Source organism: Ignavibacterium sp., from assembly GCA_032027145.1.
Taxonomy (GTDB): Bacteria; Bacteroidota; Ignavibacteria; order Ignavibacteriales; family Ignavibacteriaceae; genus IGN3.
The window spans coordinates 354,141-367,774 of sequence record JAVSMP010000001.1; the positions used below are offsets into that span (position 1 = coordinate 354,141).

The window sequence follows — 13,634 nt, forward strand, 5'->3', positions numbered from 1 at the left end:
ATGATTCTTCAATAAATCTCAACACAAATTAATTATTCACAAAATCCAGATCTTCATTAAATTTTACACTTACTAATTTTGAAACGCCTTCTTCCTGCATCGTAACACCATACAATGCACTTGCTGCTTCCATTGTTCTTTTATTATGTGTTACTACTATAAACTGTGTGTTCTCACTAAACTCGTTAAGTATCCTCGTAAAGCGATCTATATTTGCATCGTCAAGCGGCGCATCAATCTCATCAAGAATACAAAACGGACTTGGTTTTACAAGATAGATTGCAAACAACAAAGCAATTGCAGTTAATGTTTTTTCTCCGCCGGATAAAAGTTCAATTGATGTTGGTCTTTTACCCTTTGGTTTTGCGATTATCTCTATCTTCGCTTCCAGCGGATCAGCATTCTCTTCAATTTTTAAATCAGCCTCATCTCCAGGATCAAACAATGTTCTAAAGATGTTTATAAAGTGACTTCTAATTTTTTCAAATGTTTCAGAAAATTGTGCCTGAGCTGTATTGTTAATCTCTTCAATTGTTTTAATCACATCTTTTTCAGATTCAATCAGATCATCTCTCTGCTTATGAAGAAATTCAAGTCTCTCCTTTTCTTCTTCAAATTCAGAATGAGCGACAAGGTTAATCGGACCCAGATTTTTTATTTTACTTTTTAACTCTGATACTTCATCAGCCCTTTGCTTAAAATCAAAAGATGATAAATCATCGAAATCTTTTTGTTCAAGAGTTAAAGAGTAATTTTCTTTTATATGATCAATCAGATTAGCACTTTTAATATTCAATTCCCTGATGGTTATATCCATATTATGAATAGTTTCAGAAACTGCTTCGCGCTCTTTGCGTAAAACACGCAATGATGACTCTTTACTGTTTACTTCCTCTCTTAATGTTTGATATCTTAATTCAACTTCGCCCAATTGGTTATTAAGAGTTGATTTTACAGATTCAAGTCCAGTCAGATTATGCTGTAAGTTTTCGAGTTCAGAACTAATCTTTTCAGTTTCAACTGAAACTGATTCAATATCTTCTTTTCTTTTAGTAATTGAGTTTGTAATTGATAGAATAGATTCGTCTGCACGTTTAATTGCATTTTCAGTATTTCGTTTTTCTCCAACTAATCTTTCGATATTAACGCTAAGTTCGTTTCTTCGGTTTAATATCTGATTATAATCTCTTTCAAATTCCTTGTATTCATTCTCAAGAGTTTGTCTTTTTCTCTCCTCAGAATCACGTAAAGCAATTTCTGTATTCAACAGTGATTCAAGTTTTATCTTCTTATTATCCAAAAGATTGGATTCGGCAGCGTGTTCTTTAATTTCACTCTGAATTTTTTCTATTTCATCTTCAGCTTTTTTCTTTTCAAATTCAAATTGTGCAAGTTGTTTTTCAACATTCGAAAGATCATTTACAAGAAGTCTTCCCTGTTCAGATAATATCTTCAGATCAATTGCATTAAGCAGATTTTCTTTATCAGTTATTGCCTTTTGAACTGAAATTAATTCAGATTCGTGTTTAGGAAATTCAATTGAAAGGCTTTCCAAAAACTGCTTTCTTCCAAACAATGAATCATCCGGTCTAGGTGCTGAGCCTGCTTCTACAACTCCATCTTTAGATACAAAATCTCCGTTTAGAGTAGCAAAACTAAATGACGGATAACGGGAAAATAAAGCAAAGGCTGTATCAAGATTTTTTACAATACAAATATTTTTGAGAATCTTTTTGAAAAATGGCATCCACTTTTCATTCGCTTTAATCGAATCGTCAGCCCATACAACAAATCCGGATTCACGTTCAAGTTTCTTCGCTTTCCTTTTGTCAGAAAATCGCTGAAGCTTATTGATCAAACCTTTTCCATTCAGTTCATCAAAGTGAGGATAATAAAATGAAGCTTTACCGATTTTATTATTATTTAAATATTCAATTCCTTTTTTTAATTCTTCCAAAGATTCTACAAGCACGTTATTCAGATTATTTTTAAGGGCGGCTTCAATAGCAAAGCGGTGTCTTTCATCAGAATCACCAATATCTGCAAGAATCATACTTCCATTTTTTGACCAGCTTTTATTATCAAGTAAAGCTTTAGCCCCTTTTGAAACTCCCTCAAGATTATCAATAAGATTCTGAATGAATACGATTTTATCTTTAATTGATTTTATCAGGCTTCGTTTTTCAAGTTCGAGTTCTTTCAGTTTAGCAATCTGCTGTTCAAGATTCTCTTTTTCTTTTTGTTGAATTAAGTATTCAGTTTCTGCCTGAGAAATCTTTTTTTGAATCTCATCTTTTTCACCCCCTAATTCTTCTATAAATCCAACTGTTTTGGCAATTGTATTTGTTAATACCTGAATCTTATCATTCAGTTTTTTGATATTAACCTGTTTGGATTCAAGTATAGCAATTGTATTCCGAAGTTCGTTTTCTCTTCCGGTAATTTCTTTAAACTTTTCAAGCAGCAGATCAGACTGTTCTTTGAGTACATTTTTTTTCTGTTCTAAAAATCCTAACTGCACTTCAACATTGTGATCGAGTGTCTTCTTTTCCTGTTCATTTTGAATAATCTGTTCGGCAGTATCTGCAATTGTTGTGCTTCCTTTTTCAATTATTGTCTTAGCTCTTTCTAACTGAGTATTTAATTCCTCAAGCTCAGATAAAAACCGTGCTTTGTTTTTAGCTAAAGAATTTTTCCGCTCGTTATTTAATGAAATAGAGTTTTGAACATTAAATATCTTTTCTGTCTGAAGTGTAATTTCGTTTCTTTTTTCTTTAAGCTCACTTTCTATGGAAATGAGTTTTTGACTGGCATCATTAATTTCATCTTCAATTTTTGAAATCTCAGATTCAAACTGAATTTTCTTTTTAAAGTTCTCATCCTTTGAAGCTTTTGATTCATTAATTCTGAGATTAAACAAAGCAAGCTCTCTTTCAGAAAGATCAACTTCTGATTCCCTGAGCTGAGAGGTTAAAACATTATGCTTATCTGCACGTTTTGCCTGTCTTTCCAGCGACGAAACTTTTCTTTCAACCTCCGACACAATATCATTAACACGCATAAGGTCTGCTTTTACATCATCAAGTTTTCGCAGTGCCAATCTTCTTCTTAATTTATACTTGTTAACGCCGGCGGCTTCTTCAAACATCGTCCTGCGTTCTTCTGCTTTGTTACTAAGAATTGTTTCAACCATTTTTAATTCTATAACAGAATACGCATTAGCTCCGATTCCTGTATCCATAAAAAGATTTGTAATATCTTTTAAACGGCAGATATTTTTATTCAGAAGATACTCGCTTTCGCCGGACCTGAAAATTCTTCTGGTAATAGTAACATCTGTGTATTCGGTTGGAAGTATTCCTTTTGTATTCTCAATAGTTAACGAAACTTCTGCCATACCCATTGGTTTGCGGCTGGCAGTACCATTGAAAATAACATTTTCCATTTTATCGCTTCTGAGAGTAGAACTTTTTTGTTCACCAAGACACCATCGCAATGCATCTACAACATTAGTCTTTCCACAGCCATTAGGACCAACAATAGACGTTACTCCATGATTAAAACTAATCTGAGTTTTTTGCGCAAAAGATTTGAATCCAAATATTTCAAGTTTTGATAAATACAATAATCTTATCCAAATATATTAAACTGTTTTAATGCCAGTCTTAAATACTGAAACACCGAGTTATTAACTTCGAAATAAATAAAGATAATTAATTTAATTAACGCAATTGTAAGCAGTCCATAAAAGTAGATGCCGCCGGCATTAATATCGAATATAACTGAGACACCCTTTAATAAACGATAGAGCATCCAAAATGAAAATAAAATCAAAAATATATAGATATAAATATTTCCTGCGCCTGCATTAAGTAATCTGTATAGGACAATACCAAGCGGAATTAATAGAACTGCCGGAAGCAACGACCATACAATTGTAAAGAAAACACTTGAGAGATAAACTTTTGTTCTTACAAAAAAGGATGATGCAGTTATTACTATTGTTAACAAAAACATAACACTAACTGAAATAACAAATAACCATATCAATGCTTTAACCGGATTCCATGCAAGATAGCTTACTCCCGCAATCAAATCAGCACTTCCAAAAGAAAGTATAATTCTTTCAAATAAAATATTGTTCCTTACATAATAAAATAAATTCGCAAATATTAAAGATATTACCAATGAAATTACTGCTCCTAAAAACAACGAATGATATGCGGAAATTATTCTTTGATCGCGAACATCCGCAAAAAAATTATACGGACGAAGAAGTGCGCGGGAAGCATCATCTCTGAATTTTCTTCCAGAGTTAACAAGTACACCCATCAATAAGGCAAGCACTAATCCGGTTATAATAAATATCATTGGTGCGTCATCTTTTTCGCTGCCTATTGGGATTGTAACCTTTTCAGCATTTTTCATTCGTGCTGAAAGTATCTTAAATGCAAGCCTTTCCTGATTTCTGTCTTCGCTGATCAGCCCAATGTTGTAAACATTTTCTGTATTATATCCTGAAACTATTGAACGGTAATCCCCCCTGATATCATACATTGTGTTTACAAAAAATCCGCTAAGATTATTTTCTTCATAAAAACTAAACATATCATCAAAAAATTTAGCCTGGGCTTCATACGAAAATTTATTTACATAACCATCTGTCTGCCCGATATTTACAATATAGGTTGCTTCGCCAATAAATAATTTACCACTACCAACTGATGTTTTAAGATTTTCAACTTCATCCTGAACATCATTTGGCTGCTTGTTGAGCAGTTCAATTCCGTAGATATCAAGATCATTTATTTCCTGATAACCAAAGTCAAAGAATGAAGCATAAGTAATAATATTTCTATTTTTCTTTACCTGTCCGGTTAAATTTGAGAGCAAAGAACGATGCTTGTCAGAGCTAAAAAGATAACCTGATCCAAAACCGATTCCGGCAATAACAGAACTGCTGCTATAAGCAGAAAGCAGTCCTGATAAATAGTTTTTACTTCTTTCAACAAAATTTTGTGATGCTGCCAGATCCTCTGGTAAATTGGATATTGGCAGTTCAACAAATGCTAATAGTCCAAGATTCTCGCATAGTCTTAAATAATATGGATGAGGAAGTTCGCGTGAAAATCTTACAGCATTAAATCCTGCCTGCTTAATTAAAGTAAGATCGCTTTCCATTCTTTCGTAAGAAGAAAGACTTCCGTATTGAAAATCCGATGCAGAATAAGTAACACCATACAGATGAAAATCTTTTCCGTTTAGAATAAAATTATTTTCAGATAATTGAAGATTGTAAAGCGCCACGCTCTTATCGCTTCTGTCCACTAATTTGTCACCCTGCCATAATTCCAATCTTACAATGTAACTAACAGGATTATCGGGTGACCATAAAACCGGCGAAGCAATTGTCAGATTGTTTTTAATTTCTATTCGTTTACTTGGGTCTAATCGAAAAGCATTTTGTTCAGAAGTTACAATAGTTATTCCATCTTTAGAGAGAATCTGTGCCTTTAATACAAAATCAGATTTTGAACCAAGTGAATCAGGTATCTTTCTGAACTCTTTATTATCAATTACCGTTTGTATGGAAATAAGTGCTTTATTGTTTTTAGTATCAATATCTTTTTTGAAATTAAAATCAGTTATACTGACATTTGGTGTCAGGTGCAGATATACATCTCTAATAATACCGCCTAAATTCTTAGGGAACAGAAATCTTTGCTTTAATGGAATTGTATTCAATGCATCAAGTGCGTAAAACAATTTTACTGAAATAATGTTTGCTTTATCAGACTTTAAAAGATCTCTTGGTATCGGAAGCGAGAAAGGAAACTCACCACCGGGATGACGGTAAATGATCGCATTATTTACAGAAATATCAGCAGAGTAATTAAGTCCAAAAAAGTTTAGTGAAATTTTGTGATTGTTTATTTGTTCGCTTGTTAAATCAAAACTCTTTTCAAAAACAAATTCACCTTTCCCTTCAAATACAGAAGGGATAGTAATCTTAACTTTTTCTTCTTTCTTATCATCAGCAGTATAAACCTTCCATATTCCATTTAATGAAATAATGTCTCTTGAACTGGATATATCAAATAAAAACTGATCGGAAGAATTAAGTTTATAATTTGGAAGATCTCTGAAAATAACCTGTGAAAAAGCTAAATGAGAAAAAACAGTTGCGAATATAAACAGATAATAAAATACACTTTTGTGGAAAATCATTCTTTGCTACAAAACTCCTCAAAAAATAAGTTACAAATATAACCTCAAAACGAAGGGATTGCAATGAAAGGAAGGCTTGATTTGAGCAAAAAATCGTGCATTTTAATATTGGAAAATGCTTAATAAAGCTCTTAATCTAAAAAAAATTTCATCTAAAACTCGCTTGTCTTAAAACGATTTTTCGTTATTAAACATTTACAAAGATTTAAATAAAGAACAATGATAACTTCTAATTGATTATGTAAAATTTAATAATTGCATTTTAGCAAATAAGAAATCTTTAAGTGCTTTTTATTATTCCCATAAACGAATCAGCTCTTAAGCAGGCACCGCCAACTAAAGCACCGTCAATATCCTTTTGTGAAAGAAGTTCCTTTGCATTTTCTGGTTTTACGCTTCCGCCATATTGAATTGTTACATCATTTGCTGTTTCTAAGGAGTAATCAATCTGAATTAAATCACGGATAAATTCATGAACTTCCTGAGCTTGAGATGGTGTAGCGGTCTTTCCGGTTCCAATTGCCCACACAGGTTCGTAAGCAATGATAATATTTTTCATATCATCTTCAGTTACACCTTGTAATCCGGTTAAAATCTGTCTTTTAATAATATCATTTGTTATTCCGGTTTCACGCTCACTCAGTAGTTCTCCCACACAAAAAATTGGCTTTAATCCAGCTGAGAGTGCTTTCCTAATTTTTTTATTCATTACTTCATCACTTTCTTCAAATATTGTTCTGCGTTCTGAATGACCAAGAATCACATATTCACATCCAACTGATTTTAACATTGAAGCAGATACTTCACCGGTAAATGCGCCGCTGTCTTCAAAATACATATTTTGGGCACCAAGTTTTATCATAGTTCCCTTTATAAGTTTTGATGATTCTGAAAGTGAAGTGAAAGGTGGACATATAATTACATCACAGTTTGGTTTTTCATTTTGCAATAGACTTATTAATTCAGCAATCAATTTTTCTGATTGAACTAAATCATTATTCATTTTCCAGTTGCCAGCTATTACATTTTTGCGCATTGCTTCCTCTGATTTTTTAATAAAGAATATATGCAAAATTAAGCAAGAATTAGTTTGATTAAAATATTATCCATTTTTGAAACCACTAAAAGGCTTGTTTAAATATGAATGTCTTTTTTACAAAAGAGCATATAATAGTTTTTCTTGATCTTGAAGATGCCAGAATAAATTCAGTGTAATTTTTGCACTTAACAAATAACAAAAAGTTACTCACAAAGCTTACACGGAATCAAAATCTTTTGTTCATTTTTCGTATTTTGTGATTAAAGTTTTCATTAATAAATATTTAAAATGCACACTGATAATAAAGATACTGCGGTTATTGCTGTAAGCGGAGGTATGGATAGTTGTGTAACTGCTGCAATTGCAAATATGGAATTTAATCTTGCTTTTGCACACATTAATTACGGACAGCGAACTGAAAAAAGAGAATTAAAAGCCTTTAATCAAATTGCGGATCATTACCGTGTTAAAGAAAGGTTAATAATTGATTTAACACATTTAGCAAAAATCGGCGGTTCATCTCTTACTGATAAAAATATATCAATACCCAAAGCAGATTTGAATAATAAAAGTATTCCTACTTCTTATGTGCCGTTTAGAAATGCAAACATACTATCTGCCTGTGTCAGCTGGGCAGAAGTTTTAAATGCAAAAGCTGTTTTTATCGGTGCTGTTTATGAGGATTCCTCGGGCTATCCGGACTGTACACCTGATTTTTTTTCTGCTTATAATAAAATGGTTGACCTTGGAACAAAACCAGAGACAAGTATAAAGATTACTACTCCGATTATTAATTTATCCAAGTCTGAAATCGTTAAAAAAGGTATTGAACTTGATGCTCCCTTACATTTAACATGGAGTTGTTATCAAAACGAAGATGAAGCGTGCGGTGTTTGTGATAGTTGTGCATTACGTTTACGTGGTTTTCAGCAGTCAGGATTTGAAGATCCGATAAAATATAAAATCAGACCAAAGTATTGATTAGAATGAATAAAACTTCAAAAATATATTTAGGAGATGCGAGAGCAAATTGACTTATCTTTCAAGAAATTTAAGAATCTTTAATTAGAATTTTCAAATATGAAAAATGAAAAAACATGAATTATTTTTCAGTTTAGATATAAGAGATATTTAGGGAATCGCTGACCAAGATCTGGAAAGAGAACTAAAAAGAAGAACTTAAAAAAAGTAATTGATATAGTTCCCCCATATATTAAATGGGATGAAGTTATCAGTTTTGCATTTATGTAATTACAACTACCAACAAATGACGAATTAATTGAAAAAGAAGAAAGAAATCAAGAAACCAATGAACAACAAAACAAAAATCTTAGAAACATTTGAAAACAAATATCCAGACAGAGATTATAAAGTTAAACACATTGCACCTGAGTTTACTTCTCTCTGCCCTAAAACCGGACAGCCGGATTTTGCAACAATAACACTTGAATATATACCCGGTAATCTTTGTGTGGAATTAAAATCATATAAATTTTATCTCCAATCTTACCGGAATGAAGGTATTTTTTTTGAAAGTGTTACCAATAAAATTCTTGATGATCTTGTTGAAGTGCTGCAGCCAAGATGGATGAAAATTACTGCTAACTTTCATACCCGCGGCGGTATTTCTTCGGTAATTGAAGCAGATTATGAAGATGAAGATTATTGGTACGAGGATGACTTTGATGAGGATGAGGATGATGATTTTGAAGATGGTGATTATAAAGATGATTTTCTTAAAAATTAAAATTTATTTTTTATGCCGCAGCTTTCCGAAATAAAAAAAGAATTTATAAATCAGCGGGATAAACTCTTTTCATCCTTTAATGCCCGATCTGATGCTTTCATCTTCAGCAAAAATTATAGCTTGCTTATTGAAAATGCTGTCAGAAAAATATTGGATGGAAAAACAATTCCTTTTGCTTTAGCTTCAGCCGGAAGTTTTAGCAGACGCGAGCTTTCTCCTTTTTCTGATATTGATCTTATGATTATTTCAGATTCAATTGAAAAAGACAATGAAGAAATAAAATCTTTTATAACCAACCTTTGGGATAGCGGCATAGAATCTTCCCATACAGTGCGTGATGTTTCAGATATTGAGAAATATCTTACAACTGATCTTCATACTTTTACTCAGTTTTTTGAAACACGATTAATTTCAGGCAATGTAGATTTATATAACTTTTGGAATACTACACTGCTTAACTCAATAAGCGATGATTCAAAAAGAATTCTTATTACAAATTATATTGAAGATATAAACCGGCGTCATCAGAAATACGGCTCATCACAAAAAATACTCGAGCCAAATGTTAAAATGTCAGCAGGCGGCTTGCGGGATTTTCAGTCAATCGAATGGATGATGATGATAAGCAGTAAACGCTTGTTAAATTCACAATACGAACAGACACAGGCTGAGATTTTTATTGATTACTTAAAAGAAAATAATCTTGCTATACCTGCAGAATGTAAAAGACTTTTAGAAAGTTATAAATATGTTTTAATGATCAGACATCTTTTGCATTTAACTACAAAAATCAAAACTGATAGATTCGAATTTTCTGATCAGATAAAGCTTGCAGCGCTTTTTGGTTTCTCTGAATCTGAACTGATGCTGTTTATGAAAAATTATTTTAGTGCAGCTAATATTATTTTTAGAGTATCGCATACATTAATCAAAAAATATAAAGTTCAGTATGTTAACCCTGTGCCGGATTCACTTTCATACGATCTTGACTCTGACTTTTATATTAAAAATAAGGTTATCTATCTTAAGAAAGAAGAAGAACCTACTTTGTCAGATATATTCCGGGTGTTTTATTACCGAGTTCGTTACAATGCTGGTTTTGATGATCATCTTAGGACAAAAATAATGGAGGCTGTGGAAAATGCTGAAGAAAACAATTGGCTGCAGCCAGATTCATCAGTTTTTTTCAGAGAGATACTTAAGTTTTCCAGACACGTCGGCTCAACACTTGCAATCATGAATGAACTTGGTGTTCTTGGTACCTTCCTACCTGAATTTGGAGAGCTGAACGGTTTTATGCAGCACGGTGTTTATCACTGCTACACTGCTGACGAACATACAATAATGGCAATTAAAAACCTGGAAAAATTAGCTAATGATAATTCACTGCTCGGCAGGATTTATAATTCAATAAAAGATAAAGAGATACTTAACTTAGCTTTGCTTTTTCATGATATTGCAAAACCGATTGATATTTCAGGACACGAAATAATCGGTGCCGAAATGGCTTCATCAATTATGATAAAGCTTGGTTATGAAGAAAATGAAATTGATACTGTCTGTTTCCTTGTTAAAAACCATATTGCAATGGAACAAGTAGCTTTCAGAAGAAATTTAAATGACCCAGAAACACTTGATTCCTTTGCAGCTAAATTCAATACAGTTGAAGAACTTGATTTACTTTACCTTATTACTTATGCTGATCTTTCAGCTGTTAATTCTGTAGTCTGGACTTCCTGGAAGGCGGAATTACTTTCTGAACTTTACAGTAAAAGTAAAAGAATGATTCAGGATAAAATATCCGGTGAAGAGCTTCTTTATTCAACAATTTATTCCACCCCTAAAGATATTTCCAAACATTCTGATAAGATCACTGAAGACCACGTTCAAGATCATATTGATTCTTTGCACGATGATATGGGATATGTAAACCATTTTACTGACGAAGAAATTGCTCTGCATACAGAAGAAATATTACGAGGAGACAGTGTTTCTGTTTTATTTAAAGATCTTGATGACTTTACAAATGTAACTGTAATTACAAAAGATTTCCCATCTCTTCTTTCAAAGCTTTGCGGTGTGCTTGCAATTAACGATGCTAACATTCACTCAGCAAAGATATTTACACGTAAAGACGGAATTGTAATTGATACATTTCTTGTTACTGATTTCAGAACCCACAAACATATTGATACCAATAAATACGAAAAGATAAAGGAAGATTTCTACTCTGTAATAAATGGTTTTTTAGAGCTTCATCAAGAGGTTGCTAAATTAAAAACACGATGGTGGAGAATTGAGAACAAGTTATTCAAACGAAGCGGGCAGATTAAAATCAATTTTGAGAAACATGACCGTTATACAATTATTGATATTCACTCACCTGACAGATTGGGTTTTTTATATCATATCACAAATAAAATGAATCAACTTGGACTGATAATTTACTATGCAAAAATCTCTACAAAAGGCGATGATATTGTGGATTCATTTTATGTGCTTGACAGAAACGGACATAAAGTATCGCAGAATGATTATCAATTTATAATTTCAGAATTAACTGATACAATTACACAAATTTTGTAGCTCATTATTCTTATCGTAAATCTTAAAAGTTTATTATTAAAACTTAAAAACTAAAGGCACAATTTTGAATTTTATGGAAAAGGAAAAACCTATCGGTGTATTTGATTCCGGTATCGGCGGTTTAACTGTGGTAAAAAGATTATCATCAGTGCTGCCGAAAGAAAGTATTGTTTATTTTGGTGATACCGCACGTGTGCCTTACGGTTCAAAATCAAATTCAACTGTTATTGATTACTCAATCCAGAATACTAATTTTTTACTAAGTAAAAATGTTAAGGCTGTTGTTGTTGCGTGCAATACTGCCTCATCAATTGCAATTCCTTCATTAAAAGAAAAATTTGATGTTCCGGTTATTGGCGTAATTCTGCCGGGCGCTGATATGGCAGTAGGCGAAACAAAAAACGGAAAGATCGGAGTTATCGGAACACGAGCAACAATATCAAATCAGGCTTATTCAAAGGCAATAAAAGAAATTGATGATCAAATTAAGGTTTACGAAAAAGCTTGTCCTTTGTTTGTACCGATTGCAGAAGAAGGCTGGATACATCACAAAGCCACTTATAATATAGCAGAAGAATATTTGGCAGAATTAAAAGCAAAAGATATTGATACGTTAGTACTCGGATGTACGCATTATCCAATTCTTGCCGATGTAATTCAGGATGTAATTGGTAAAGATGTTAAACTGATTGATTCGGGTATTGCCACTGCAGAAGTTGTGAGAAACGAAATAAACAGAATAGGATTTGAAACTAATTCTGCTGTTCCGGGAAATCTTGATTTATATGTGAGTGATATTCCAACAACATTTAAACAAGTTGCTGAATTATTTTTAGGCAAACAGATCAATGAAGTAGTTAAGGTTGATATAGAAGAATTGCTTAAGACTAAAACTTAATTCACTTGCAAAATATGTGACTGAGTGATCTGCTGAGTTAAAAGATTGCCTTACTCCAAAAGATTTGTTTGCAATAAACTTTTTTATTCAAAATACTTTTTTATCTCATCATATTTATTTGTTAAACCAAGAACGATCATAAGTTTAATTCTGGCTTTCTGACCATTCAGATAATCAGAGAAAATAACTCCAAGATCATGAAGATGTTTTCCTGCACCGGGATAACTGTAAATATCATCTGTTTCGCCTGCAGGGCATCGGGATGTCAGAACAATTGGGATCTTTTTTTCAACTGCGTATTTTATTCCTTCGAAGGCAGGCGGTGGAACATTGCCTACTCCGAGCGCTTCAACAACAATTCCATCAACACTGCTGTCAGCAGAAAATTTAAAAAACTTTTCATCCATTCCCGCATAAACAGTCAGCAAATCTACATTAGAATTTATCTTTTGTGTTTCAATTGTTTCAAGCCTTCTGGGTAAACGGTTAAATATTACCCTTCCATTCTGAACAAAACCAAGAGTACCAAAGTCAAGACTTTTAAAGGACTCGACTGAATCAGAATAAATTTTTGTTACTTCACTGGCAGCATTTATTTCACCATTCAGACAGACAAGTACACCAAGATTTTTTGAATTATCATTCATACAAATAGTTAAAGCATCAATTAAATTTTTTGGTCCGTCCCAATCCGGTTCAGAGCTGTTCTTCATCGCTCCGATAACAACAATTGGCACTTCTGTTTTAATAGTTAAATCTAAAAAGTAAGCAGTCTCTTCAAGTGTATCTGTTCCGTGTGTTACAATTACACCATCATATTTATCTGCTTTAAGTTTTGTATTTATTTTTTTTGACAGGTCTAACATTAATTCCGGTGTAACATGCGGACCGGGATATTTTCCAAAATCAAAGCATTCAATTTCCGCCAATAATTTTGCTTCGGGAATCATCGCGAGCAGTTCGTTTCCGGAATACTTTGGGACTGCACCACCGGTTTTTTCATCAATCATCATAGAAAAAGTCCCGCCGGTAAATACAACTAATATTTTTTTCATAAAATTCTCAAAATTTTCTTCTAAAAATAGCCTTAGTAAAACATTATAAAAAGAATTCTTTGTGAAATGTGATAACAGAAT

At 32.6% G+C, this 13,634-nt stretch carries 8 protein-coding genes; 4 read left to right on the top strand and 4 right to left on the bottom strand.

The window, feature by feature from the left end:
* Window positions 1-28 precede the first annotated feature (28 nt).
* From smc to tpiA, 3 genes are all read right to left on the bottom strand, one after another.
* Window positions 29-3,625 (bottom strand): chromosome segregation protein SMC, encoded by a 3,597-nt coding sequence (smc, locus tag ROY99_01345; GenBank protein MDT3695003.1) that lies wholly within the window; start codon window positions 3,623-3,625, stop codon window positions 29-31.
* Between the two features lie 5 nt (window positions 3,626-3,630).
* On the bottom strand, window positions 3,631-6,228 hold the full coding sequence (locus ROY99_01350) for a glycoside hydrolase family 2 TIM barrel-domain containing protein (GenBank protein ID MDT3695004.1): 2,598 nt from the start codon (window positions 6,226-6,228) through the stop codon (window positions 3,631-3,633).
* 280 nt (window positions 6,229-6,508) lie between these two features.
* A complete protein-coding gene (gene tpiA / locus ROY99_01355) occupies window positions 6,509-7,264 on the bottom strand; it encodes a triose-phosphate isomerase (GenBank protein MDT3695005.1) in 756 nt (251 codons plus the stop codon).
* A 291-nt stretch (window positions 7,265-7,555) separates the two neighbouring features.
* Here tpiA and queC point away from each other — a divergent pair, with 291 nt between their 5' ends.
* The 4 genes from queC to murI all read left to right on the top strand — a co-directional run bounded on the left by queC (window position 7,556) and on the right by murI (window position 12,498).
* On the top strand, window positions 7,556-8,248 hold the full coding sequence (queC, locus tag ROY99_01360; GenBank protein MDT3695006.1) for a 7-cyano-7-deazaguanine synthase QueC: 693 nt from the start codon (window positions 7,556-7,558) through the stop codon (window positions 8,246-8,248).
* A gap of 298 nt (window positions 8,249-8,546) precedes the next feature.
* A complete protein-coding gene (gene queF, locus ROY99_01365) occupies window positions 8,547-9,014 on the top strand; it encodes a preQ(1) synthase (protein ID MDT3695007.1) in 468 nt (155 codons plus the stop codon).
* A 12-nt stretch (window positions 9,015-9,026) separates the two neighbouring features.
* Window positions 9,027-11,600 carry an HD domain-containing protein gene (locus tag ROY99_01370; protein ID MDT3695008.1) on the top strand — a complete coding sequence of 858 codons (2,574 nt, stop codon included), beginning with the start codon at window positions 9,027-9,029 and terminating at the stop codon, window positions 11,598-11,600.
* A gap of 73 nt (window positions 11,601-11,673) precedes the next feature.
* A complete protein-coding gene (gene murI, locus ROY99_01375) occupies window positions 11,674-12,498 on the top strand; it encodes a glutamate racemase (GenBank protein ID MDT3695009.1) in 825 nt (274 codons plus the stop codon).
* Window positions 12,499-12,581: 83 nt separating this feature from the next.
* Here the strand turns inward: murI and ROY99_01380 are convergent, their stop codons facing one another.
* Entirely contained in the window at window positions 12,582-13,553 is a 972-nt protein-coding gene (locus tag ROY99_01380; protein MDT3695010.1) for an asparaginase, read from the bottom strand.
* Window positions 13,554-13,634 lie beyond the last annotated feature (81 nt).